Source organism: Streptomyces sp. NPDC058697 (genome assembly GCF_042715345.1).
GTDB classification, from domain to species: domain Bacteria; phylum Actinomycetota; class Actinomycetes; order Streptomycetales; family Streptomycetaceae; genus Streptomyces; species Streptomyces liliifuscus.
Map to the genome: position 1 here is coordinate 43402 of NZ_JBHXSU010000018.1, position 24482 is coordinate 67883.

A 24482-nucleotide genomic window follows, 5' to 3' on the forward strand; every position below is an offset into this window, starting at 1 on the left:
GGGTTCGCGTTGTGTATTCCCCGCGGGCCCGGTGGGGGTTGCTCGCGCAGTTCCCCGCGCCCCTGAAGAACGGTGCTGCGCCCCTGTCTTTCATCTTTTAGGGGCGCGAGGAACTGCGCGACAAGCCCCCACCGGCCCGCAGACATCAAACCGCCCCCCGCAGAGCGCCTAGCTCACAACCCCCTTGGCAGCCCCCGTAGCCGCCCCCTTCGTCGCCGACTTCGGAATCGCGCGGTCGTTCTTCAGCGCGTCCCACACCTGCTGGGACTTGGCCTTGAGGACGAGAACCCGGTTCCCGTCGGCCGGGTCGTACTGGACCGGCATCGTCACCATGTTCATGTTGGCCGGGCTGATGCCTTTGAGACCGTTGGCGAACGAGGCCAGGTCCTTGACCGAGTCAAGGTCGGTGTCGGTGGTGACGGTCTTGGTCGCGGTGTCGGCGAGGTCGAACAGCTTCTTGGGGCTGGTGAGTACGCCGATGTGCTTGACCTGCTCGACCAGGGCCTTGATGAACGCCTGCTGGAGCTGGATCCGGCCGAGGTCGGAGCCGTCGCCGACCCCGTGCCGGGTACGGACCAGCCCGAGTGCCTGCTTGCCGGTGAGCTGGTGCGTGCCGGCCTTGAGGTCGAGGTGGCTCTCCTCGTCCCGGATGCTCTTGGTCGTGGTGACCTTGACGCCTCCGAGCTCGTCGATGAGCTTCTGGAAACCGCTGAAGTCGACCTCGATGTAGTGGTCCATGCGGATGCCGGTCATCGACTCGACGGTCTTCACGGCACAGGCGGCGCCACCGGTCGAGTACGCGGAGTTGAACATCACCTGGGACCCGGCGTCGTGCTCGGCGCCCTTGCTGTCGGTGCACTCGGGCCGGTCGACGAGGGTGTCGCGGGGTATGGAGACCACGCTGGCCTTCTTGTGGCCCTCGTAGACGTGCACGATCATCGCGGTGTCCGAGCGGGCACTGCCGTCGTCGACACCCCCGCCGAGCTTCTTGTTGCCGCCGGAGCGGGTGTCGGAGCCGAGTACGAGGATGTCCTGCGAGCCGTTGTCGACGTCCAGGGGCCGGCCGGTGCCGAGTGCCTGGTTGATGTCGACGCTCTTGATGTTGTCGTTGAGCTTGAAGTACATGAACCCGAGGCCGCTACCGCCCAGCACGACGACGCCCGCGGCGGCCCAGGCCGTGATGACGAGCGCCTTGTGGCGCCTGCTCCGCGGCTTGCGGCGGCTGCCCTTGGCGCGGCGGCGCGGGGCGCTGGAACCGGAATCCTCCGGTGTACCGGATCCTTCCGGTGTACCGGGTTCCGGCATGCTCTCGGCAGACATGTGCTCCTCAGTCCTCGTACGTTCGGTTACCCCCTGCGGTCAGGGTCAGGCGTGGTCATCTGCCGCGACGTCTCTGTCAGGACCCGTCCGGTCAGACGTTGAAACCGAAAAAAGGGTTGCACGACGTACTGTGACCGCGCTGTGGATCAACGAACACGCTGAGTGAGGTGCGCGGCGGACCGTCGAGCGCTCACCTGGGCTTTCGATGGCGGACGGCGTGCTTCCGCGAGGACGTGGCGCTCTTCACATCTGTGGCGAAGGTCTCTCCACCGCCCATTTCACCGGGGCTCCGGCAGCGCGAAGGCCAACGTGAAGGTCAACGCGAAGGGCCACCCCGTTACGTACAAGGGTGGCCCTTCGCGTTACAGCCTGGCCGGCCGCGGATCCGTCAGTCGTTGCCGTTGCCCGGCATCGGCGTCGTCTTCTGGATCTGCAGCAGGAACTCGGCGTTCGACTTCGTCTGCTTCATCTTGTCCAGGAGCAGCTCGATCGCCTGCTGCTGGTCGAGCGCGTGCAGCACGCGGCGCAGCTTCCAGGTGATGGCGAGCTCGTCGCTGCCGAGCAGGATCTCTTCCTTACGGGTACCGGACGCGTCGACGTCCACCGCGGGGAAGATGCGCTTGTCGGCGAGCTTGCGGTCGAGCTTGAGCTCGGCGTTGCCGGTGCCCTTGAACTCCTCGAAGATGACCTCGTCCATGCGCGAGCCGGTGTCGACCAGCGCGGTGGCCAGGATCGTCAGCGAACCGCCGTCCTCGATGTTGCGCGCGGCACCGAAGAAGCGCTTCGGCGGGTACAGCGCGGTCGAGTCGACACCACCGGACAGGATGCGGCCGGAGGCCGGGGCGGCGAGGTTGTACGCACGGCCCAGACGCGTGATCGAGTCGAGCAGTACGACCACGTCGTGGCCCAGCTCCACCAGACGCTTGGCGCGCTCGATGGCGAGCTCGGCGACCGTGGTGTGGTCCTCGGCCGGACGGTCGAAGGTCGAGGAGATGACCTCGCCCTTCACCGACCGCTGCATGTCGGTGACCTCTTCCGGACGCTCGTCGACCAGGACGACCATCAGGTGGCACTCGGGGTTGTTGTGCGTGATCGCGTTGGCGATCGCCTGCATGATCATGGTCTTGCCGGTCTTCGGCGGGGCCACGATCAGACCGCGCTGGCCCTTACCGATCGGCGCGACGAGGTCGATGATGCGGGTGGTCAGCACGCCCGGGTCGGTCTCCAGACGGAGCCGGTCCTGCGGGTAAAGGGGCGTCAGCTTGTTGAACTCCGGGCGGCCACGGCCGGATTCGGCAGCCATGCCGTTCGCGGAGTCGAGGCGGACCAGCGCGTTGAACTTCTCGCGGCGCTCGCCGTCCTTGGGCTGACGGACCGCGCCGGTGACGTGGTCGCCCTTGCGCAGACCGTTCTTGCGGACCTGGGCGAGCGAGACGTACACGTCGTTCGGGCCGGGCAGGTAGCCCGACGTACGAATGAACGCGTAGTTGTCGAGGATGTCCAGGATGCCCGCGACGGGGATCAGGACGTCGTCGTCGGCGAGCTGCGGCTCGTTGGCGCCGAACTCGTCGCGGCCACGCCGGCCACGGCGGTCCCGGTAACGACCGCGGCGGCCGCGGCGGCCACCCTCGAAGTCGTCGTCGTCCTGGGGTCCGTTGTCACGCTGGCGGTCCTGGCGGTCCTGACGACCGCCGCCCTGCTGCTGGCCGCCCTGACGGTCCTGACGGTCCTGGCGCTGCTGGTTGCCGCCGCCCTGGCCGCCGCCGCCCTGCTGCTGCTCGTCGCCCTTGCCACGGCGGTCGCGGTCGCGGCCTCCACGGTCACGGTCGCCGCGGTCACGGCGGTCTCGGCGGCCCTGACGGCCCTCGCCGTCACCGGCGTCGCCCTTGGCCTCGCCCTGGGACTGGGCGGGCGTCTCGGCCTTCGGCTCGCTCTTCGCCTCGGCGGTGACCGTCTCGGGGCTGCCGGCCTCGGAGGTCGCGCGGCGCCGGCGGCGCTCGGCCGGGGCGTCGTCACTCGCGGGCTGGCCGGGGATCTCGATCTGCTGCTGTGCCACGGCCTTCTCGGCCTTGGCCTCCGCCTTCTTGTCGGCGGGAGCGGCGTCGTCGCCCGTACGAGCCTTGGAGGTGGCCCGGCGCTTCGGCTTGGTCTCGGTGGCGGTCTCGGCCTTGGCCGGAGCACCCCCGCCCGCCTGCGCCTCCTTGATGACCTCGATCAGCTGGCTCTTGCGCATCCGCGCGGTGCCCCTGATGCCGAGGCCGGATGCGACCTGCTGCAGCTCGGCCAGCACCATGCCCTCAAGGCCGGTACCGCGGCGCCGACGGGAGCCGGCACCGGTGGCAGGCGCGGAGGCGTCCGTGGCGGGCGCGGCAGCGGTCTCCTCGACACGTGCGCCCATCAGATCGGTGGTGTCGCTCACGAAGGGTCCTTCCCTGGAGCGGACGTCGGCCTGTCTGGCTCGGCGACCGGTTGTGCTGTCCGGCAGTGGTCCTTGCTGTGTGGACCGTGCCGGGGCGGTGGTCCGCCAAAAAGGCGGAGGGAATTTCTGGGATGGCGATTCCCGGGGCCGGGGCACTGAGGTTCCGTGTCCATCGGCTCGGTCACGCCGGTTCCGGAGCGTGCTCAGCACCGCTCAGCGCGTAGCACCCAATGCATGGCACAAAGCGATTTGGGGGGCTCCCGGAAGAATGGTTGTCCCGGACGGGGACGTGAAGCACCTCGCCATGGTGGGGTCGGGTGCAGACTTGAGGTTAACACTACCGGATCCAACAAACATTCCCCCTCTCGAAATCCGGCGACCGTGTGTCACGGAGCAAGCGGAAGCACGCTCGCCCCCGTGGCGTCGAGGCCCAGCCGGTTGGCCGCCCAGCCCTCGCCCGCCAGTCGTGCGACCTTGTCGGCCGCGGTGTCGGCGGCGAGCGCGAGCACGGTGGGCCCGGCGCCGGAGATCACCGCGGGAATCCCGTCGGCCCGCAGCCGCTCCACCAGCGCCGCGCTCTCCGGCATGGCCGGGGCGCGGTACTCCTGGTGCAGCCGGTCCTCGGTGGCGGGCAGCAGCAGCTCGGGACGCCTGGTCAGAGCCTCGACCAGCAGTGCGGCGCGGCCCGCGTTGGTGGCGGCGTCCACGTGCGGAACGGAGCGCGGGAGCAGCCCTCGGGCGGTCTCCGTCAGGACCGGTTTCGCCGGTACGAAAACCACCGGAACGATGGAATCGGCGGGTTCCATCCTGATGGCGCGCGCCGATCCGCCCTCCAGCCAGGACAGTGTGAAACCGCCGAGGAGACACGCCGCGACGTTGTCGGGGTGGCCCTCGATCTCCGTCGCGAGCTCCAGGAGCGCCTCGTCGTCGAGCTTGCTGTCGCCGCCTATGGTCACAGCGCGTGCGGCCACGATGCCGGCGCAGATGGCCGCCGACGAGGAACCGAGGCCCCTGCCGTGCGGGATGCGGTTGGCGCAGACGATCTCAAGACCGCGCGGCTGTCCGCCGAGCAGATCGAAGGCGGTGCGCAGGGAGCGTACGAGCAGGTGGCTCTCGTCGCGGGGGAGCGTCTCGCTGCCCTCGCCTGCGATGTCGATGTTCAGTCCGGAGTCGGCCACCCGGACGACCACGTCGTCGTACAACCCCAGTGACAGACCGAAGGCGTCGTAGCCCGGGCCGAGGTTGGCACTGGTGGCGGGGACGCGCACCCGGACGGCGGCGGCGCGGAACGCTGGACCGGCCATCGCTCGATGACTCTCCTTGAGCTTGAGCTGCGAGATTGTCGAAATCCTGCGAGACATACGGAAAATGCGGAAGACCCAAAGGCCGCAGGGACGGCGCGGCACCGCGGCATATGCGGCGGGCGGGTTCGGTACAGCCTATCGAAGGAAGGTTCTGTGGCGACATAGGGCGCACAGGAGGCGCACGATGCGTGTCGTAAGCCCCTCATGCACCCCCCCTTTTTTTTGAAGCTCGGTTCGCCTCCGGGGCGCAAAAGCCTGTGTCGAGACGGCGATCGTGCTCGACCCTCCTTCGTCGGGCGCTCCGCGCGTTCGCCGTCTCGACACAGGCGCGCCCCTTCGGCTCACTCGCTGTTGGTGGGCCGGTGTTGGTGTCGGGCTATGCCAGGCCCAGGCGCTCTGCGGCCGTTGCCGCGTCCACCGGGACCGTTACCGGCTGCGGGGCGCCCGCGACTGCCCAGTCGGGGTCCTTGAGGCCGTTTCCGGTCACCGTGCAGACGATGCGCTGGCCCGGGTCGACCTTGCCCTGCTCGGCGGCCTTGAGCAGACCGGCGACCGAGGCGGCGGAGGCGGGCTCGACGAAGACGCCCTCCTGAGCGGCCAACAGGCGGTAGGCGCGCAGGATCTCACGGTCCGTCACCTCGTCGATGAAGCCGCCCGACTCGTCGCGCGCGGCCAGCGCGAACTTCCACGAGGCCGGGTTGCCGATGCGGATCGCGGTGGCGATCGTCGAGGGGTCCTTGACGACCTCGCCGCGCACGATGGGCGCGGAACCGGACGCCTGGAAGCCCCACATGCGCGGGGTCTGCCCGGCGATGCCGTCGGCGGCGTACTCGGTGTATCCCTTCCAGTACGCGGTGATGTTGCCCGCGTTGCCCACCGGAAGGACGTGGATGTCGGGGGCGTCGCCCAGCATGTCCACGATCTCGAAGGCGGCGGTCTTCTGCCCCTCGATACGCACCGGGTTCACCGAATTGACCAGCGCCACCGGGTAGTTGTCGGAGAGGCTGCGCGCCAGCGTGAGGCAGTCGTCGAAGTTGCCGTCGACCTGGAGGATCTTCGCGCCGTGCACGAGCGCCTGGCCCATCTTGCCGAGCGCGATCTTGCCCTGCGGTACCAGAACGGCACAGACCATTCCGGCCCGTACGGCATACGCGGCGGCGGACGCCGACGTGTTGCCCGTCGAGGCGCAGATGACGGCCTTCGCGCCCTCCTCCTTGGCCCGTGTGATGGCCATGGTCATGCCGCGGTCCTTGAAGGACCCGGTGGGGTTGGCACCCTCGACCTTGAGGTGGACCTCGCAGCCCGTGCGCTCGGAGAGCACCTGCGCCGGCACGAGCGGCGTACCGCCCTCGCGCAGCGTCACGACCGGCGTGGTGTCGGATACCGGCAGCCGGTCCCGGTACTCCTCGATGATTCCGCGCCACTGGTGGGTCATTGCTCGTTACTCTCCTTCAACCCGCATGATGCTGGCGACACCCCGCACGGTGTCGAGGTTGCGCAACGCCTCGACGGTCCCGTTGAGGGACGCGTCGGACGCGCGGTGCGTGACGACGACGAGAGAGGCCTCGCCGCCTCCGTCCTGTCGGCCTTGCTGCCGAACGGTATCGATCGAGACACCGTGCTCGGCGAAAACGGTCGCAACCTGGGCGAGAACACCCGGTTTGTCCGCCACATCGAGGCTGATGTGATAGCGGGTCACGACCTCACCCATGGAGCTCACGGGCAGCTGGGTGTACGCCGAGTCGCCGGGCCCGGTCGCACCGCTGAGCTTGTTGCGGCAGACCGCGACCAGGTCGCCGAGAACGGCGGAGGCGGTCGGCGCACCGCCGGCGCCCGGCCCGTAGAACATGAGCTGCCCGGCGGCGTCCGACTCGACGAACACGGCGTTGTACGCGCCGCGCACGGAGGCGAGGGGGTGGCTCAGCGGAATCATGGCGGGGTGCACGCGCGCGGTGACCGATCCCCCGTCTGCGGCTCGCTCACAGATGGCGAGCAGTTTGATGGTGCAGCCCATCCGTTTCGCCGAGGCGAAGTCGGCGGCGGTGACCTCGGTCATGCCCTCGCGGTAGACGTCGTCGAGGCGCACGCGCGTGTGGAAGGCGATCCCGGCGAGGATGGCGGCCTTGGCGGCGGCGTCGAACCCCTCGACGTCGGCGGTCGGGTCGGCTTCGGCGTACCCCAGCGCGGTGGCCTCGTCGAGGGCCTCCTGGTAGCCGGCCCCCGTCGAGTCCATCTTGTCGAGGATGAAGTTGGTGGTGCCGTTGACGATGCCCAGCACGCGGTTGACCTTGTCGCCGGCGAGGGACTCGCGCAGCGGGCGGATCAGCGGGATGGCACCGGCGACGGCGGCCTCGTAGTAGAGGTCCCTGCCCTGCTCCTCGGCGAGGGCGTGCAGCGCGGCGCCGTCCTGGGCGAGGAGCGCCTTGTTCGCGGAGACGACGGACGCGCCGTGCTCGAAGGCGGTGGTGATGAGCGTACGGGCGGGCTCGATACCGCCGATGACCTCGACGACGACGTCGATGTCCCCGCCCTTGACGAGCGCGGTGGCGTCGGTGGTGACGAGGGCGGGGTCGATGCCTTCACGCACCTTGGAGGGCCGGCGCACCGCCACACCCGCCAGTTCGACGGGGGCGCCGATGCGCGCGGCGAGATCGTCGGCGTGCGTCGTCATGATGCGCGCCACCTCTGAGCCGACAACCCCACAGCCCAGCAGCGCCACCTTCAGCGGACGCGTACGCATCATCCGACCTCGTTTCCTCATACCGTCACGGTGGGACCAGTCTCACTCACCGGACGGGGGTTTCTATCCCTCGTCCGGATCGTGAGATGTCTATTTCATTTGTGCGAGGGCGGCAGACAGGAGATCTTCCGCCCCGCTCAGCATTGTGCCGTCGTTCCTGTCAGCCGACGTCGAGACGCAGGAGGTCCTCCTCCGTCTCGCGGCGGACGATCACGCGTGCCTCGCCGTCGCGGACCGCGACGACAGGCGGGCGCAGGGCGTGGTTGTAGTTGCTCGCCATCGAGCGGCAGTACGCACCGGTGGCCGGCACCGCGATGAGGTCGCCGGGCGCGAGGTCGGAGGGCAGGAAGGCGTCCTTCACGACGATGTCACCGCTCTCGCAGTGCTTGCCGACGACGCGTACGAGCATGGGTTCGGCGTCGCTCGTACGGGAGACGAGGGCGACGCTGTACTCGGCGTCGTACAGCGCGGTGCGGATGTTGTCGGACATGCCGCCGTCGACGGAGACGTACGTACGAAGTCCTTCGAGGGGCTTGATGGTGCCGACCTCGTAGAGCGTGAAGGCGGTGGGTCCGACGATGGCGCGCCCGGGCTCGACGGAGATCCGGGGCGTCCGCAGCTTGGCCGCCTCGCACTCGCGCGTGACGATCTCGCCGAGCGCCTTGGCGATCTCGTGCGGCTCACGCGGGTCGTCGTCGCTGGTGTAGGCGATGCCGAGGCCGCCGCCGAGGTCGATCTCGGGAAGCTCGACGCCGTGCTCGTCACGGACGGCGGCGAGGAGAGCCACGACACGGCGCGCGGCCACCTCGAACCCCGCCATGTCGAAGATCTGCGACCCGATGTGGGAGTGGATGCCGATCAGTTCGAGCCCGTCGAGGGTCAGCGCGCGCCGTACGGCCTCGGCGGCCTGGCCGTCCGCGAGCGCGATGCCGAACTTCTGGTCCTCGTGCGCGGTGGCGATGAACTCGTGTGTGTGGGCCTCGACGCCGACGGTGACGCGGATCTGCACGCGCTGCCGCTTGCCGAGGGACTGCGCGATGTGCGCGACGCGCACGATCTCCTGGAAGGAGTCGAGAACGATCCGCCCGACGCCGCTCTCGATGGCCTGGGTGATCTCGTCCGTCGACTTGTTGTTGCCGTGGAAGGCGATGCGGTCGGCGGGCATCCCGGCGGAGAGGGCGGTGGTGAGCTCGCCGCCGGAGCAGACGTCGAGGTTGAGCCCTTCCTCGTGCAGCCAGCGCACGATGGCGCGGGAGAGGAAGGCCTTGCCGGCGTAGAAGACGTCGGCGTCCTGCCCGAAGGCGGTTCGCCAGGCGCGGGCGCGGGCCCGGAAGTCGGTCTCGTCGACGAAGTAGGCGGGCGTGCCGAACTCCTCGGCGAGCGCGGCGACGCCGATCCCTCCGACGCTGACCTCACCGGTGTCCGTACGCGTGACGGTCTGCGCCCAGACCTTCGGGTCGAGGGCGTTCAGGTCGGCGGGCGGGGCGGAGTAGTGGCCCTCGGGCCAGACATCGGCGTGACGGGGCCCGGCGGGGTGTGCGGAACGGCTCATGTCTGTTTGGGCTTTCTCAGAGTTTCTGGAGACATCTAGAGATGTTCTGGGGCGTCGATGCCGAGCAGGGACAGGCCGCCGGCCAGCACCGTCCCGGCGGCTTCGGCAAGCGCGAGCCGGGCACGGTGGGCGGCCGAGGGTTTCTCGTCACCCAGCGGAAGCACGGTGTGCTGGATGCTGAGCATCGCGTCGGCGGTAGTCACGAGATGCCGGGCGAGCCGGTCGGGCGCGCGGTGGCGGGCGGCGGTGGCGAGGATGCGGGGGTGGGCGACGAGGGCGTCGACGACTGCAGCTGCCTCGTGCTGTACGTCGCCGGGGGCGCTGGTGAAGCCGAGGGCGGCGGCGTTGCGGCTGAGGGCCCGGGTGCGGGAGTGGGCGTACCGGACCCTGAAGAGGGGGTTGGTCTCGCGCTGGACGAGGTGGTCCGCGGTGATGCGGGGGTGGTCGTGCGACGCGGGGTGCAGCAGGGCCCAGCGGGCGGCGTCGCGGCCGAGGGGGGTGGGGTCCTGGACGGCCGGTACGGGCCGGACGTTGACCTTGAGAGGCGCCGGCGCGGCGGGGGTGCCGTGGGCGTCGACACTGACACCGAGGACGGCTGCCCAGGCCGGGTCGGGCTCGTCCTCGCAGGACGTACGGACGAGGGCACCCTGGGAGCGGAGGATCCGGGCGACGGCTTGAGTGGTGACGGCGGCGCGTACTTCGCGGGGGTGGTGGAGCTGTACGACGTCCCCGGTGGGCGCGTCGACGAAGCCGTAGCGCGCGCCGCGCCGCAGGATCTCGGCGACGAGGGCCCGCCCCCCGCCGCCGTCGAGGGTGATGTTGAGGAATCCGGGCCCGGTGATGTCGACACCGGCCACGCCTTCTGCGTCCGCGAGGTGCGACCGCAGGATCTCGGCGACCTCCTGCGGCGGGCGGCCCGCGGGGCGGGCCAGCTGCAGGGCGACGTTCGTGGCGTAGTCCCCACGGCCGCCGGGTCCCGGGGGCGCGACCTGGGCCCGCTCCGGCACGGGCGCGGCAAGCTCACCCGCGTCCACCGCGTGGCGCACTGCACGCAGGACGGTACGGGAGAGCTCGACGGGGGTCACGGGACAAGCGTAGGGGAGGAGGGGGGTGGGCAGGCGAACTGGTTTGGGGGAGGGTCCGGGATGTGGACGGTGGGGTGGGGTTGGTGCGGGGACGGGCTTGGGGTGGGGGCGGGGTTGGGGTGCGGGCCGGTGGAGTGGCGCGGGGCGGGTGGGGGTTGCTGCGCTGGGTCGCCGGGGTGGCGCGGGCCGGTGGGGGTGCTGCGTCGGGTCGCCGGATCGCCGTGGTGGGGTCGGGGACGTGGCGACATATCCGTCCTCGGTCTGGCGCGATGAAGTGGGATTGCATGGCAGGGAGCCCGGCGGGGACGCGCCATCCGCTGCGGGCGGACACGTCGCCACGCCCCCTGCGGCCGTCGGGCGCCCGCGGGTGGGGTGGTGGCAACGGTCCAGGGCGGTCGGCCTCGGTCGGCCTCGGTCGTCGACTCAGCTGCCGGTGCGGCCGGCGCGCTCGGTCTCGCCGGAGCCGTACATGCTGTCGGCACCCTCGAAAGACGGACTACCGGCCGGGGTCTCCCGCCGCTCCAACAACTGGCGTACGAGCCTGACCAGTTCGGCGGGCTCGAAGGGCTTGGCAAGGAAGGCGTCGACGCCGACGTCGAGGCCGTTCTCGACCTCGTACTGGCTGCAGGCGCTCACGATGGCGAGGGGGAGGTTACGGGTCCGGGGATCGGCACGGAGCCGGGCGGCGGTACGCAGTCCGTCGAGGCGGGGCATGACGACATCGAGGGTTACCACATCGGGCCGGACCTGGTGGATGACGTCCAGACACTCGACACCGTCGGCCGCGGTCACGACCTCGAGACCCTCCAGCTCGAGATTGACCCTGATCAGTTGCCGGATGACCTTGTTGTCGTCCACAACAAGCACCCGACCCGACGCGCCTGGCACAACTCGAGAGTAGGTCGGCACGTGGGGCCGCGTCCGGCTTTTCCCCACTTCCACCCCGCGCGAGCGATCCCGAACCCACCCGCAACCCACCCACCGCCCAAGATCGAAACGACCCCCGACACCCCCTCCCCCACCCCCAAAACCCGTTCATGACGACCCCGAAAGAGCTGGTAGGGTTCTACCCGTCGCCGCAAACACCGCGCCCGACACGCCCCCGTAGCTCAGGGGATAGAGCAACGGCCTCCGGAGCCGTGTGCGCAGGTTCGAATCCTGCCGGGGGCACCCTGCATGAGGTGCCCGAAGACCCCGCCATCAGCGCTTTAGCTGAGGACGGGGTCTTGGCGTTTGGGCAGACGGATGCTGCTGAAAGCAATCCCATGGCAGTGATCACGTTGTAATGGCGTGTTGTTCTAAGGCACTCTCTTCGCAGCTCAGGCACCGCGGACGACCCCGGTTCCGGTCGTACTGGACGCCCTGCACGCACATTCACTTGGCATCCAGGTCGATCCCTGGCAGCTCGGCGACGACCCCCAGGAATGCCGCTACGTCAATCAGGCTGTCTGCACGCCCCTCGAAGACCTCGATCCGTCGTGCGAAGTCGTTCGCCAATGCGTTAAGACCCGCGCACGGCGCGGGCGCGCGCCGTTTCTGCGGCGCGGCTTGCCTCCTGTCTCCACCCCGGCTGGGCGCGCCCGGTGACGGGCTGCGGGCTGAGGAGGAGAAACTCTCTGCGGCTGAGGCGGACAGCTCCACGGATTTGCGCAATTGGCGAAAGAATCCAGCCGACACGTGCAGTGATCCTGCGACTTGACCGTCCTCGATCGTTCACATTTATTGACACTTTGGGAAAGATTTGGGCACTTATTCCGAATTCCGCGTATGCGGAAAGTTACCGTCCACAAGTGTTGACAGCTTAGATTAATCGGTCGCCTGCTTCTCAAGTCGTGCTTCTGGTCATTCATTGCTACGGTCCCCGGCACGTAAAAGCCCACCCGTGCTGCTCTCGTTGGGAAGGCAAGACAGCGCGGTGGGCACCGAACCCCACAGGGAGGTCCCCAATGAGTGTGTCTGCTGCACCCCAGGAAATCTCAAACCCGAGCCTGCGTCCGTGGGTCATCACAGTCATCGTCGTGATCGTGCTCGCTTCGCCGACGTGGGCCCAGGTTGTCGGTGCGTACGCCGATGCAGGATCGACCCTTGCCCTCCTCTTCGCACTCAGCGGCACAGCAGCGAAGTACCGCGACCACAGCAGCCTTTGTCGAACAACACAGGCCAGCTAGAATCTTGAGGCCGGTATGAGCTCCTGCGGCCGATCCTCATAGAGCTGCGGCTCAGAAGGTGCTACGCCCCTGCCGTGCCCGAGCGGTCTCACCTGAGTTCCGGAGCCGTATGCGCAGTTCGAATCCTGCCGGGGCACCCTGCATGAGGTGCCCGAGGATCTCGCCATCAGCGCTTTAGTCGAGGACGGGGTATTGGCGTCTGTACAGGCGGATACAGAAGGCGGGGGTCCCGGCGCTGCCGGCCCGATTGCCGAATGAGGGCTCCGTGTCAGTGATCACGTTGTAGTGGCGTCTTGGTCATGAAGTGCTTCGCAGCACGTCACCGGACTTCTCCTGGCGAGCGCACTGCACGTCCTCTCCGCTCAACGGACCGCGTCAGCGTTTGGTTTTGACGTCGCTGGGATGAGTGCGACGGACTCATGGAGGCACTCGGTTTCCGGCTTGAGTCCGCTCATCGTGTCGGTATCGTCCCCGGCCATGGAGATAGGCGACCTGCCTGGATGGGCAGCTCTGGCGGTATCGATTGTTTCGCTGGTTGTCAGCTACCGGCTCGGTGTCCGTTCCGCTCGGGCCTCAGAGCGGTCGACCGAGGCATCGCAGGTGTCCGCACGGGAGGCACGGCGTTCGTCGGATGCTGCCGAGCGGTCGGCTGTCGCGGCGGAGGGCTCACTCGCTCTCCAGCGGCAGGAAGCTGAGGAGCGACAAAGAGCGGCAGAGCCACAGGTGGATTTGCGAGTCGAGCGCACTGGAGGGAGCAGTCGCTTGCGTCTTCGCAACGTTGGTGGAGTCGTGGCAACAGGAGTGACGATTCACGATGCTCCGGGCGTCAGCACCCAGAATCGAGAGTTCAGCTTCCGAACCCGAATCAGCAACGTGACACTCGCTCCTGGCGAGGCACGTGAGTTCTTGATCTATCGCACGGGAAACCCGCGCATGCCGACACACCTTTGGGTCACATGGCAAGGACAGGAAGAGCGGGTCGCACTCACGGTTCCAGTGTGACGATGAAGTCCAGCAGCGGAGAGGCGGGATCGGTGAGGGCTGGGGCGGTCGGTTCCCCGAGCTGAGGCAAGCGTAAGTAGGCAGCCAGCCCGTCCAGTTCTCGCACCTGACTCTCCGTGCCAACTCCACCTAGGAAGAGCCGGGTCAGCTCCTCTACCACGGCGAAGAACTTCGCATGCCGCAGAACGGCTACGGAGATGTGCGCTGTTGGACGCCGCGCGGTTCGATCCCGCAGTCTTCGGCAGCCCGGGCAGGGAGTTCAACCGGGTGGTCCGTCGGGAGGTGGTCCTATGTGTCGTCGGGCAGTACTTCGATCGGACTCTGAGCAAGGTGCGTTTTTCGTGGCTTTCTGTGCCGGGGTGACGGTGAATATGAGGAGGGATTGGCCCTGTCCGGGTCCAGGAGGAGTTGGCAGCAGAGGTCCGGGCGGCCGACCTGGGGGTGGACGAATCGTTTGGTTTCGCTCCAGCGGAGGCCCACCTCGTGGCGCTCCTATAAACGGGCGAACTCTTCGGTGGTGTGCAGGAGGGTGTCCGCCAGGTCGGCCGACGGGGAGCCGGGTCCGTCGCGGGTGACCGCCGCGCGGAGCAGGGCGACGTTGGTGCGGCTGTTGTTGTGGTGTTCTTCGGGGGCAAAACGCTCGCGGGCGGCCGGATCGGTGAACCAACGGTAGGTCGCACTGCGGGCGTTGCCCGTGTACTGGGTCTGCTCGCCGAGCAGTGCCACCGCTGACGGCGTCTGCAGCAGCGTCTCGCCCAGCGGGCCCATGACCTGCGCGGTGGTGTCGGTGTCGGACAGGCCGTCCATGACCCGCATCAGGCCGGGGCTCACGTGCTGAACGCGTAGGTCGCGGCGGGCCGTTCGGTAGCCCGCGAGCAGGAACAAGTGGTCGCGTTCGTCGGGGGTCAGGCGTAGGCCGCGGGCGCGCGCACCGCCGACGGCCTCGAACTCCCCGCCACGCTCCTCATCCCGGCGCAGACCGAGTCCTGGTGGGGCTACGAGGACGCACCCGCCCAAGCGACCGCACCCGACGAGGACGAAAGGAACAACAAGACCGACCAGGCCGACCAAGGCCCGGATCAGGTCTGCTGGTCGTACCCGAGTTCGGCATACCGTCGGGCCGCGATGTCCTCCCGTGTGCCCACGATCAGGTTCATGGTGAATGCGTTGTAGTCGATCGCCTGACCGGCTATTTGCGCGAGGAGGACGCGATCGCCCTCGTCCGGTGCCATGTCCCATGGGTCGGAGAACCCGCCCAGTTGCACGACGACGCTGGGGCGGCGTCCGCCGTAGGCCAGGTCCAGGACGGCTTCCTCGAAACTCTCCAGCGCGTCCTCGGCTCCGTCGCCGTCCAGGAACGCGCGGGTCTCCGGGCCCCTACGCCAGTCCTTGTCGAGGGTCAGTGCGGGCACGGGATACAGGGTGCGTGGTTCGTAGACCGTGGTCTCCGTGGCCTCACCCATGAACTCGTACGTCGCGGAGCGCTCCGTGGTGCGTGCTTCGGCAGGGATGTGGAGCACCGCGGACGACTCAGGCGGGTACGAGATGTGCGTGAAGAACAACAGCTGCCCGTCGGCGGGCAGTTCGATGTCCAGGATGTCCTGGGGCAGGGCCGCGCAGTCGACGCTCAGTACGAGCGGCTCTCTGCCTTCGGGCCAGTCCACCCCTTCCGGCAGTGCGGGGAGCCCGCCCGTTCGTCCGGCGGGGCGGGCGTCTTCCCGCAGGGCCTCAGGCACTTGCTCGTACGGCACCAGATAGAGGCACGGTCGGGTCCGGGCCATCAACTCCCGTGCGACGGGGCCGGGAACGCCGTACTCGGCTGCCGTCTTGAGCAGGAGCGGTTCGTCGATCGAAATCATGTCCGCGATCGTGCCACCAGCCACTGACATGTCCGAGCAACTGGCATGTCCGAGCCACTGACATCTCGCGGATCGTCCGATCGCTGCGGCCGAAGGTCTCAACGGTGGTTCTTGCGGACCACGTTGATGACGGGAGCCCACACGTGCGGCTCGATTCCGTCGATGAAGGTCGCTTTCGAGTGGAGGACGTGTCGGCCCGGTGCGAGGTCCGTCAGCCATGCCACCCACCCGCAGGCGGTGAAGGTCGCGGGCTGGGCGGGTACGCCCAGGAAGTTGTCCGGTCGTAGCTGAACCGCCTGCTGCGGGGCGCAGATCGCGAAGCGTCGCTTCTGGAGGTCGATGGCCCTGCCGCCATCGACGGTGAGCCGCACCGATTCGGTGGTGGCACGGAGGTCGGCCCAGGCGCACTTGCGTTGAGCGGCTTCGCCGACCGCGTAGTACGGGGGCTCCTCGACGTCATCGCAGACAGTCATGAGTCCGAGGACCAACACCGCCGTTCCTTCTTTCACGGTGCAGTTCTGCGGGGGGCCGTTTCCGATGGCCAGGAGGACCTTTCCGGTGCGTCCGAGCTTCACGCACCGCTCACCCTTCTCGAACCACGGATTCTCCGCCGCGGGCAGGGTGAACGTCCGGTACCAGCCCTCCCCCATCGCATCGCGTCCGGTCACTCCGTCCAACTTCTTGCGCGGCTCGACGATGCGGCCCTCACCGCCGCCGTCACCGTGAGCGGAAGCGGTGGGTACCGACCCCAGGTGAATCGCGGCGACCAACGTCATGATCAAGAAGATCGACCACCTGGTACGGCGCAGACGTGGCATGGCGCCCTCCCCCGAGCAGAGACGGTGTGGGCCGTTCGCATGCCCGACCAGCGTAGGGGCGTACTGGAGGGTACGACCCGTCGGCGGGAGGACGGCACAAGCCGGGGGAGCCACACGGGCAGCACCATGTGCGTAACGGATCATCGCCGACACGCGGTACGGGCCGTTGGCGGAGGCCGACCGGGACTTCGTCATCAAGGTCCGGGCGGCGGGGCTGTGGGAGCACCCGCTGGGGCTGATGGCCATGGAGCGGCTGCCCAACCAGGCCGGCCCGCAACAACAGCATTTCGTGGCGACCGTGGACGGAAGCACCGGCAAGCAGTTCGACACCACCGCGGTGAACATCATGCGCGTGACCCACGGGCCGATCTTCCCGGCCATCGCCAAGATCCGGGCCAGTACGCAGAACACCATGATCCGGCAGCCGGCCGACCTGACCAACGACACCGTTCTCGATCTCGACCACATCACCGTGTTGGAGAAGACCGGCCTCGTCAACCACGACCAGGTCAACTTCCAGCAGACCACCCCGCCGAAGCTCCCCAAGGACGAGATGACGCCGCCCGCGCCGCAGCACGGCTCACCCGTTCTCGCACTCAACAAGCCCCCGGGGGTGGACGTGACGTCGTCCATGGCCCCGGCGGGGGGCTCGTGCTCCGGCGTGTGTCCTTTCCATCCCGCCGAGGTGCCCGGTCGTGCAGGTCGTCCGGGTTCAGGTCAACGGCCCGGGGCCGGTCCCGTGCTCCTCCGCACGATCAGTTCGACCGGTACGACGCGGCCGACGGCCGGCTCGGGCGGGCCGTCCAGCTGGGACAGGAGCAGGCGTAGGGAACGGGTGCCGATCTCGGGGAAGTCGGTGCGGACCGTGGTCAGCGGGGGCAGCAGGTGCGCGGCCTCGGGGATGTCGTCGTAGCCGACGACGCTGACGTCGTCGGGGACGCGGCGGCCCGCCTCGTACAGGGCCCGCAGCAGGCCCAGGGCCATCTGGTCGTTGGAGGCGAAGATCGCGGTGACGTCGGTCCTGGCGGCCAGTCGGCGGCCCAGTTCGTAGCCCGAGTCGGCGCTCCAGTCGCCGACGAGGGGCTCGGGGATCTCGGCCCCCGCCGCCTCCAGCGTGGCCCGCCAGGCCTCCACCCTCCGGTCCGCCGACAGCCAGCCCGTGGGGCCCGCGATGTGCCAGACCGTCGCATGGCCCAGCGCCAGCAGATGTTCCGTGGCCTTGCGCGCGCCCGCGCGGTTGTCCGCCGTGACGAAGGACGCGTCCTTGCCCAGGTCGTTCTCCAGCACCATCAGCGGGGTGTCCAGCTGCGCCTCCGCCAGCGCCCTGCCCACCCAGCGCTGCGGGGCGATGGCGATCACACCGTCCGCGCCCTCGGCCGACAACGTGTCCACGGCCCGTACGACGGTGGCCCGGTCCGCCGTGTCCAGCGCGATGGAACTCACCAGGTAACCGGCTTCCTGGGCCGCCGTGTTGATCGCGGTCAGGATCGAGGCGGGACCGAACCGCGCCGCGTCGAAGGAGATCACGCCCAGCATGCGCGTCCTGCCGCTCGCCAGGGAGCGCGCGCTGCGGCTCGGTCGGTAACCGAGCGTGCGCATCGCCGTCAGGACCGACTCGCGGGTCTCGGGGCGGACGGACGGGTTGTCGTTCAGTACGCGGGAGACGGTCTGCTTGGAGACACCGGCCAGGCGCGCCACATCGTCCATCACCGGCCGCGATCCCGCGAAGTTGCGGCGGCTGCGGCCCTTGGGGAGGTCCTTGGGAGGGCCTTGGGGCGGCGCGCCGTCACCGGCACTTCGGGTCATGACGGGTGACGTCCTTCGGGTTCGTCCCGGCGGTCGTGCCCCGCCCGGCTGGCCCACAGGATAGGCCGCCGGGAGGGAGAGGGCCCCGGCGGCCGGGCCTCGGGCCTCACCCGGCGGCCCGGGCCTCGGGGGCTCAGCCCGTCCGCATCACCCACGTACGGCCCGTCACCCACTCGACGCGCCCGATGCCCGCCGCCACCACTCCCCCGCCACCGCCCGGCCGCCCCTCGACCACTCCTGCCCCGTCGCCGGCCGGCCGCGCCGCCACCGCTCCTCCCCCGTCTCCACCCGCCTCCGCCGCCACGTACACCCGCGCGTCCGCGTGCCGGGGCAGCAGCCGCAGCCGCAGGCCCTTCTCGCGGAGGGCATCCGCGGGGAGGCGGTCCAGGGCGATGTCCCAGACGCGCCCCGCGAAGAACTGGTCCGCCACCAGCGTGTCCCCGACGTACGCCCGCGCCACGTCTCCGGTCCAGTGGACGCGCAGGAGGGTGCCCGGGATCGGAATGCCGTCCGGTACGGCGACGGCGTACTCGGCGGCCGTCGCCGTGTCGAAGTACTTGTCCGCCGGCGCGCTCGCCCGGCCCAGCACACCCGTCACCGGCTCGGGCGGCGGGCCGGCGGCAGCCCGGACCAGTGTGGCCGACGCCTCCACAACCGCATGGCGGTCGCCGCCGCGCACGGTGTAGCGCGTGAGCACCCCGTCAGCCGCCTCCCCAACGGCCGCCCCGGTCAGCCCAGTTACCCCCTCCCCCGCCTGTGTCACCACCGGCGCCCGCTCCGGCGCAGGCAGCACCGCGAACGACGGTTCCCCGGCCCCTCGGCTGTGCACCCGCACCTCGCCCTGCCCACTCCGGCCGTCCCGGCCGTCCCGGCCGTCCCCCGCCCGCTCGTCGAAGACGACACCGTCGGCGCAGAGCACCAGCCGCTCCGCTCCCCACGCGACACCCCGGTAGGCGGTCCGCGCTGTCGCCGCGTCCAGCACCAGCAGGCCGACCTCCTTGCCGTCGGTCGTGATGACGTCGACGAAGGCGTCGGTGCCGGGCCGCAGCCCGGTGATCAGGACGCGGCCGCCGACGGAGGAGACCTGCCGAGTCGGCGCGTGGACCGACTTCAACGTGCTGATGTCCAGGGCGAGTTCGGGGGCGATCCCGTCGACGGCGGCCAGCACCAGGACCGTACGGCCGTCCGCGTCGACCGTGCAGACGGGCTGGGCGGTGGCCCAGTCGAGCCGCAGTCCGGCCACTTCGAGCCGTAACGGCCAGCAGAAATAGGCTCCTTGAGGGATCGTCACCGGTGTGCTGGGAAAGGTCAGTTCACCGGCGTCAGGGAACTCCACCGTGAACGACGTGTCCGGGTGGTCCGGCAGCGGCTCGTGCGGCTGGTGGTTGTTGACGAAGAGGAACCCGGATCGCCCGTCCGAGCGGACCGACCACCTGAGCGTCTCCCGGTCGTACTGCCCGGCCGGCTGCCGCTCGGGAAGCGCGGACCGCATGGGCGCGATCAGATGCCCGAAGTCGGCCAGCATCAGGTGCTGGAGCCGCAGTTCGTCGTAGGTGGGCCGGTACTGGCCGTACTCGCCGAGCGGTGCCTGGAAGTCGTACGTCAGGACCGGGAGGTCGTTCGGATATCCGGTGGCGTGGGACTCCTGAAGGGGCGTCAGCTCGCCGAGCGGGTTCGTGCCGCCGTGGAACATGTAGTAGCCCTGCCACGCCGAGCCGCAGCCGATCTTGGTGAGGCCGAGGGCGCCGATGTCGGCGGCCTCGACACGCGGTCTGCGGTGGTACGCCACCGCCATTCCGCCGCCCAACTCGCAGGTGGCCCAGGGGAATCGGTCCTCCAGGTCCGCCGGGTCGCCACCGCGTACCGTCGTCGGTCGCAGATCGGCGCCGATGCCCTCGTCGTCGCGCTGGTGGGTGAAGAAGAAGTGCTTGCGGCAGGTGTCGGGCCAGCCGCCGTCGGCCTCCGTCCAGAAGGTCTCGGGGTAGCCGCCGTACAGCGGAAGCAGTTCGTCGGGCGGGAGTTGGACCCCGCCCCAGGCCGTCGCCGTCCAGAGCGGGGCGCTCAGCCCGGCCTGCTGTGCCATGCGTTTCAGCGTCAGCAGATGGCCGGGTTGGTCGTAGAGCTCGTTCTCGATCTGGATCGCGACGATCGGGCCGCCGTGCGCACGGTCGAGCCCGCGCAGCTGCCCGGCGATCGCCTCGAACCAGGTGCGTACGGGGGTCAGATAGGCCGGATCGTCCGTGCGCGGGGTGCAGGCGCGGGCGAGCAGCCAGTCGGGGAGGCCGCCGTTGCGCACCTCCGCGTGGGACCAGGGGCCGATGCGCGGGATGAAGTCCAGGCCGTGGCGGCCACAGAGTTCGGCGAAACGCCTCAGGTCCCGCTGCCCGTCGAAGCGGATGCGGCTCTCGGTCTCCTCGTGGTGGATCCAGATGACGTAGCTCGCGACGGCGGTCACCCCGCCCGCCTTCATCTTCAGGAGTTCCTCCTCCCAGTCCCGGGCCGGGTAGCGGGTGTAGTGGAACTCGCCGGAGACCGGGAACCAGGGGCGGCCCCCGCGGGTGAGGTACCGGCTGGTGACCTCGATGGGGTCGCGGACGCCGGGGGCATCGCTGAAGGGGAGGTGCCCGGCTAACGGAGGCGCGGCAGGTGCGGGAACACGCAGGTGGTGGGGCATCAGGGCTTCACCGGGCCGAGGTCGGGCGTGTCGGTGAGCAGCGCGCGCGGGCCGGTCGTGGCCTGGAGCTCCAGCAGGACCAGTTCGTTGGTGCCGCGGCGCAGCACGGGCGCCGGGACGTACAGCGTGCGCTGCGGGCCGCGGTTCCAGTAGCGGCCGAGGTGGAAGCCGTTGACCCAGGCCTGGCCCTTGGTCCAGCCGGGCAGGGAGAGGAACGTGTCGGCGGGCGCGCGGACCTCGAAGGTGCCGTGGTGGAAGGCGGGACCGGCGTCCGCGGGCGCTTCGGACGCCGGGGCGAAGGGCACGGAGCCCAGGTTGTCGAATGTCAGCGGATGGCAGTCCCAGCCCTGCAGGGCCGTGCCCTTGAAGGTGACCGGCCCGAGCAGCCCCTTCGGCGCGCCGATGCGCGGGCCGTAGTTGACGCCGCCCATGTTCTCCACGAGCACGTCGAGCGAGGCACCGGCCCGCGGAACGCGTACCGGCAGGGCCTCCTCATGGCGTTCACGTTCGAGTACGCCGACGGGGGCGCCGTCCACGAAGACCTGGGCGCGGTCGCCGACACCGCCCGAGAAGTGCAGGAGTCCGTCACCGTGGTCCGGGACCGTGGTGCGGTAGAGGACGTAACCCGACCGCAGGCCCAGCTCCTCCGCGGTCACCGGGTCGGCGTCGACGCGTACGGGCTTGGCCAGGGCGGTCGCGTGCGGGAGCAGTGCGGCCCGGCGGTCCAACTCCACTGTGGTGAGCGGGAGTTTGCGGGACGGCGCGGGGACCGGCTCGTCGGGGACGGGGGCGTGGCGGGCGATCACCTCGCGGAAGGCGTGGTACTTGGGGCCGGGGTCGCCGGACTCGGTGAGGGCGGCGTCGTAGTCGTACGACGTCACGATCGGCTCGTACGCGTGGTCGTGGTTCGCGCCGTTGGTGAAGGCGAAGTTGGTGCCGCCGTGGAACATGTAGATGTTCACGGACGCGCCCGCCGAGAGCAGCCTGTCGAGATCGGCGGCGGCGTCATCGGCATCCCGCACGTGGTGCGGCTCGCCCCAGTGGTCGAACCAGCCGATCCAGAACTCCGCGCACATCAGGGGCCCTTCGGGCTGATGTGCGCGCAGCTGCCGCAGGGAGGACTCGACCCTGCTGCCGAAGGTGGCGGTGGCGAGGACACCGGGCAGGCTGCCTGCCGCCAGGTGCTCGGGGTTGGCCTGGTCGCAGGTGAAGAGGAGTTCGTCGATGCCGCGCGAGCGCAGGGAGCGGGCGAGGTGTTCGAGATACGCGGTGTCGGTGCCGTACGCCCCGTACTCGTTCTCCACCTGTACGGCGATCACCGGGCCGCCGTTCGCGGCCAGTTGGGGCACGATCGGGGGCAGCAACAGGTCCAGATAGCGGTCGAGGGCGTCCGTGAAGCGGGGGTCGCTGGAGCGCAGCCGGATGTCGGGGTCGGTGGTCAGCCAGGAGGGCAGGCCGCCGCCGTCCCACTCGGCGCAGATGTACGGGCCGGGGCGCAGCAGGACGTGCAGCCCCTCGGAACGGGCGAGGCGCAGAAAGCGCGGCAGGTCGAGGAACCCGTCGAGGACGAGGGTGCCGGGCTCCGGCTGGTGGAGGTTCCACGGTACGTACGTCTCCACCGTGTTGAGGCCCATCAGACGGGCCTTGCGGAGCCGGTCGGTCCACTGGTCCGGGTGGATGCGGAAGTAGTGCATCGCGCCGGAGATGATGCGGAACGGCTCGCCGTGGAGGAGGAAACCGTCGGACGACGTCGTCAGAGCGGACATGGTGGGGAACTTCCTTTCGGTTCAACCGAGTTCAGCGGGGGCCGGCCGTGCCGGCCCGGGGACGGAAATGCTCATCGGCGGACGCCGGTGTCGACATCGGCGGTTCGCGTCGCGCGGATCAGCCACACCGTGGCCGCCAGGCACACCGCCGAGACGGCGCCCAGCAGGAGGGGCACCGCTCGGACGCCGGACCATTCGATGGCCTTGCCGAGCGCGGGTCCGGCCGCGACTCCGCCGACCATGGACGCGGCGATGACCACCGCTCCGGCCCTGCGGGCCCGCGGGGCGGCCCTGTTGAGCCAGGGCAGCCCGGTGGGGAAGATCGGCGCGATGAACAGCCCGACACCGGCGTACGCGTAGGGGGCGAGCCCCGGTACGGCGGCCAGCAGCAGGCAGACCGTCATGCCCGCGCACGAGACGGTGATGATGGCCTGGGCCGAGTACCGCAGCGCGATCGGTGCCACGAGAAACCGGCCGACGGTCATCATCAGCCAGTAGACAGAGGTGGCGGTGGCGGCGACCCCGGCGCCGTAGCCGACCGTCTCCAGATGGGTGGGCTCCCAGCCGCCGACCCCCGCCTCGATGCCCACGTGCAGTACGTAGAGGGTGACGAAGACGGCGAGTACGGAGCCGAGGCTGCGGCCGAGCACCTGCCGTCCGCCCCGCTCCCCCGCCGGTTCGCCGGTGGCGGGATGCGGCACATGATCGCGTACGCCCTTGAGGCAGAGCAGCAGGGGCAGGTTGGCGGCGGCGAAGACGAGGAAGACCGCCGGATAGTGCTCGGAGCCGACCAGGCCGATCAGGGCCGGGCCGAGGATCGCGCCGATGCCGAAGTGTGCGTTGAGGATGTTGAGCATGGCGGTCGAGCGACGGCCGAAGCCGACAGCGAACAGCTGGTTGAGCCCGTAGTCGATACCGCCGAAGCCCAGCCCGGCGAGCAGGGCCGCGGCCAGGGCCAGGGGCCAGTTCGGCGCCAGCGCGAAGCCGGCCGCGCCGACACCCATCAGCAGATACGAGGCGCCGAGGATCTGCCGGTTGCCGAGCCGCCCGTACAACCGGTCGAAGAGGAGGACCCCCGCGACCCCGCCGACGAAGTGGGCGCTGAGCCCCAGCCCGGCCGCCGAGGGCGAGAGCCCGAACTCCTCGCGGAAGGCGGGGATCGCGGGACCGTACAACGCCTGGAGCGCACCGATGAGGACGAAGCCGACGCAGGAGGCGACGACGGCCGCCCGGCTGAACACGGCCTTGTCCGGGGCCACTTGGGCATGCCCGGGGACGCTCGCGACCGGTTTCGCGGTCGTCGGACCTGTCACGTGGTCACTCACGCGGGACTCCAGTGGACGGCCCACGCTCCCGTGGGCGACAAGCCGGCCCGGACGCCGGCGGCAGCGCTACGAGAACCATGATGTTACCGGTAACTCAAGGCCGTCAAGATCTCCGCGGCAGAGAGTGCGGGAGAGGTCTGGACCCGGGCGGGAGTCCGGCCCGGACGGTCGGCGCATCCGGGCCGGACGCCCGGCGTCGGTCAGGCAAGACGCGCCGGTGTCGGTCAGGCCGGACGCCCGGTGTCGGTCAGGTCAGGGTGGCGCGCAGGGCGGCGTGGAGGCCGACCGGGTCCGTCCAGTGCCGTGTCCTGGTCGGCGGCACGCGCCAGTGCAGGCCGGGGGCGTACGTACGGTGGCGCGGTGGGATGGCCACATGGGAGCCGGGGCCGAGGATCTGGGCCGGCGGGAGGTCCCAGTCGGCGGCCTCGCCGGGCGGGACGAGCCAGTAGAGGATGCCGCTGCCGCCGTAGCCGTCCTCGATGACGGCTCCCGTGCGCGGGCCGAGGTGTTCGAGGATGCTCAGGCCCGTAGCGAGGGGGACCCGCACCGCGTCCCACCACTCACCGGCCGGAAGGGTCCGCACGCCGGGGCCGAGGGGCCGCAGCCACTTGGGGGTATCGCTGCTCGGCATGGTCCGGCTCTCA

General features: G+C 69.8%; 16 protein-coding genes, 1 tRNA gene and 1 pseudogene. 2 read left to right on the forward strand and 16 right to left on the reverse strand.

The genetic code is table 11. The features are described 5' to 3' along the window. Positions 1–168 precede the first annotated feature (168 nt). From ACFWXQ_RS33035 to ACFWXQ_RS33070, 8 genes are all read right to left on the reverse strand, one after another. Positions 169–1320 carry an LCP family protein gene (locus ACFWXQ_RS33035; RefSeq protein ID WP_383940607.1) on the reverse strand — a complete coding sequence of 384 codons (1152 nt, stop codon included), beginning with the start codon at positions 1318–1320 and terminating at the stop codon, positions 169–171. A gap of 388 nt (positions 1321–1708) precedes the next feature. Next, positions 1709–3739: a transcription termination factor Rho gene (gene rho / locus ACFWXQ_RS33040; RefSeq protein WP_383940604.1), complete on the reverse strand. Its 2031-nt coding sequence runs from the start codon at positions 3737–3739 to the stop codon at positions 1709–1711. Positions 3740–4125: 386 nt separating this feature from the next. Next, positions 4126–5043 (reverse strand): homoserine kinase, encoded by a 918-nt coding sequence (gene thrB, locus ACFWXQ_RS33045; RefSeq protein WP_383940601.1) that lies wholly within the window; start codon positions 5041–5043, stop codon positions 4126–4128. A 376-nt stretch (positions 5044–5419) separates the two neighbouring features. Continuing rightward, a complete protein-coding gene (gene thrC / locus ACFWXQ_RS33050; RefSeq protein ID WP_143636233.1) occupies positions 5420–6478 on the reverse strand; it encodes a threonine synthase in 1059 nt (352 codons plus the stop codon). A gap of 6 nt (positions 6479–6484) precedes the next feature. Next, positions 6485–7783, reverse strand: coding sequence for a homoserine dehydrogenase (locus ACFWXQ_RS33055; RefSeq protein WP_200401507.1), 1299 nt, complete (start codon positions 7781–7783; stop codon positions 6485–6487). 160 nt (positions 7784–7943) lie between these two features. Continuing rightward, positions 7944–9335, reverse strand: coding sequence for a diaminopimelate decarboxylase (gene lysA / locus ACFWXQ_RS33060; RefSeq protein ID WP_383940598.1), 1392 nt, complete (start codon positions 9333–9335; stop codon positions 7944–7946). A 35-nt stretch (positions 9336–9370) separates the two neighbouring features. Next, a complete protein-coding gene (gene nrtL, locus ACFWXQ_RS33065) occupies positions 9371–10420 on the reverse strand; it encodes an ArgS-related anticodon-binding protein NrtL (RefSeq protein WP_383940595.1) in 1050 nt (349 codons plus the stop codon). A 423-nt stretch (positions 10421–10843) separates the two neighbouring features. Continuing rightward, positions 10844–11362: a response regulator gene (locus ACFWXQ_RS33070; protein ID WP_383940591.1), complete on the reverse strand. Its 519-nt coding sequence runs from the start codon at positions 11360–11362 to the stop codon at positions 10844–10846. 156 nt (positions 11363–11518) lie between these two features. Between ACFWXQ_RS33070 and ACFWXQ_RS33075 the strand changes: the two genes are divergently transcribed. Continuing rightward, positions 11519–11590: transfer RNA gene (locus ACFWXQ_RS33075), tRNA-Arg, on the forward strand. 2492 nt (positions 11591–14082) lie between these two features. Here ACFWXQ_RS33075 and ACFWXQ_RS33080 read toward each other — a convergent pair. The 3 genes from ACFWXQ_RS33080 to ACFWXQ_RS33090 all read right to left on the reverse strand — a co-directional run bounded on the left by ACFWXQ_RS33080 (position 14083) and on the right by ACFWXQ_RS33090 (position 16225). Further along, complete coding sequence (locus ACFWXQ_RS33080) at positions 14083–14607, reverse strand: hypothetical protein (protein ID WP_383940588.1); 525 nt, start codon at positions 14605–14607, stop codon at positions 14083–14085. A gap of 62 nt (positions 14608–14669) precedes the next feature. Further along, positions 14670–15449 (reverse strand): DUF1963 domain-containing protein, encoded by a 780-nt coding sequence (locus tag ACFWXQ_RS33085; RefSeq protein WP_383940585.1) that lies wholly within the window; start codon positions 15447–15449, stop codon positions 14670–14672. Between the two features lie 98 nt (positions 15450–15547). Continuing rightward, positions 15548–16225: a hypothetical protein gene (locus tag ACFWXQ_RS33090; protein ID WP_383940581.1), complete on the reverse strand. Its 678-nt coding sequence runs from the start codon at positions 16223–16225 to the stop codon at positions 15548–15550. Between the two features lie 178 nt (positions 16226–16403). Between ACFWXQ_RS33090 and ACFWXQ_RS33095 the strand changes: the two are divergent. After that, positions 16404–16907, forward strand: a pseudogene (locus tag ACFWXQ_RS33095) (hypothetical protein); the annotation flags it as partial. Between the two features lie 77 nt (positions 16908–16984). On the opposite strand, the gene ACFWXQ_RS33100 reads toward ACFWXQ_RS33095, so the two are convergent. From ACFWXQ_RS33100 to ACFWXQ_RS33120, 5 genes are all read right to left on the reverse strand, one after another. Continuing rightward, entirely contained in the window at positions 16985–18073 is a 1089-nt protein-coding gene (locus tag ACFWXQ_RS33100) for a LacI family DNA-binding transcriptional regulator (RefSeq protein ID WP_383940578.1), read from the reverse strand. Positions 18074–18206: 133 nt separating this feature from the next. After that, positions 18207–20747 carry a beta-galactosidase gene (locus ACFWXQ_RS33105; protein WP_383940575.1) on the reverse strand — a complete coding sequence of 847 codons (2541 nt, stop codon included), beginning with the start codon at positions 20745–20747 and terminating at the stop codon, positions 18207–18209. Further along, on the reverse strand, positions 20747–22513 hold the full coding sequence (locus ACFWXQ_RS33110) for a beta-galactosidase (protein ID WP_383940572.1): 1767 nt from the start codon (positions 22511–22513) through the stop codon (positions 20747–20749). The genes ACFWXQ_RS33105 and ACFWXQ_RS33110 overlap by 1 nt, the downstream gene beginning before the upstream one ends. A gap of 71 nt (positions 22514–22584) precedes the next feature. Next, positions 22585–23754 (reverse strand): MFS transporter, encoded by a 1170-nt coding sequence (locus tag ACFWXQ_RS33115; protein WP_383940621.1) that lies wholly within the window; start codon positions 23752–23754, stop codon positions 22585–22587. Between the two features lie 331 nt (positions 23755–24085). After that, complete coding sequence (locus ACFWXQ_RS33120) at positions 24086–24469, reverse strand: hypothetical protein (protein ID WP_383940569.1); 384 nt, start codon at positions 24467–24469, stop codon at positions 24086–24088. Between the last annotated feature and the right edge of the window lie 13 nt (positions 24470–24482).

Excerpts from the sequence above, each read along its gene's own strand:
- lysA (WP_383940598.1), bottom strand. The coding sequence starts at position 9,335 with ATGAGCCGTTCCGCACACCCCGCCGGGCCCCGTCACGCCGATGTCTGG.
- ACFWXQ_RS33120 (WP_383940569.1), bottom strand. The coding sequence starts at position 24,469 with ATGCCGAGCAGCGATACCCCCAAGTGGCTGCGGCCCCTCGGCCCCGGC.
- thrB (WP_383940601.1), bottom strand. The coding sequence starts at position 5,043 with ATGGCCGGTCCAGCGTTCCGCGCCGCCGCCGTCCGGGTGCGCGTCCCC.
- ACFWXQ_RS33100 (WP_383940578.1), bottom strand. The coding sequence starts at position 18,073 with ATGACCCGAAGTGCCGGTGACGGCGCGCCGCCCCAAGGCCCTCCCAAG.
- ACFWXQ_RS33085 (WP_383940585.1), bottom strand. The coding sequence starts at position 15,449 with ATGATTTCGATCGACGAACCGCTCCTGCTCAAGACGGCAGCCGAGTAC.
- ACFWXQ_RS33105 (WP_383940575.1), bottom strand. The coding sequence starts at position 20,747 with ATGCCCCACCACCTGCGTGTTCCCGCACCTGCCGCGCCTCCGTTAGCC.
- ACFWXQ_RS33110 (WP_383940572.1), bottom strand. The coding sequence starts at position 22,513 with ATGTCCGCTCTGACGACGTCGTCCGACGGTTTCCTCCTCCACGGCGAG.
- ACFWXQ_RS33035 (WP_383940607.1), bottom strand. The coding sequence starts at position 1,320 with ATGTCTGCCGAGAGCATGCCGGAACCCGGTACACCGGAAGGATCCGGT.
- thrC (WP_143636233.1), bottom strand. The coding sequence starts at position 6,478 with ATGACCCACCAGTGGCGCGGAATCATCGAGGAGTACCGGGACCGGCTG.
- ACFWXQ_RS33090 (WP_383940581.1), bottom strand. The coding sequence starts at position 16,225 with ATGACGTTGGTCGCCGCGATTCACCTGGGGTCGGTACCCACCGCTTCC.
- ACFWXQ_RS33055 (WP_200401507.1), bottom strand. The coding sequence starts at position 7,783 with ATGCGTACGCGTCCGCTGAAGGTGGCGCTGCTGGGCTGTGGGGTTGTC.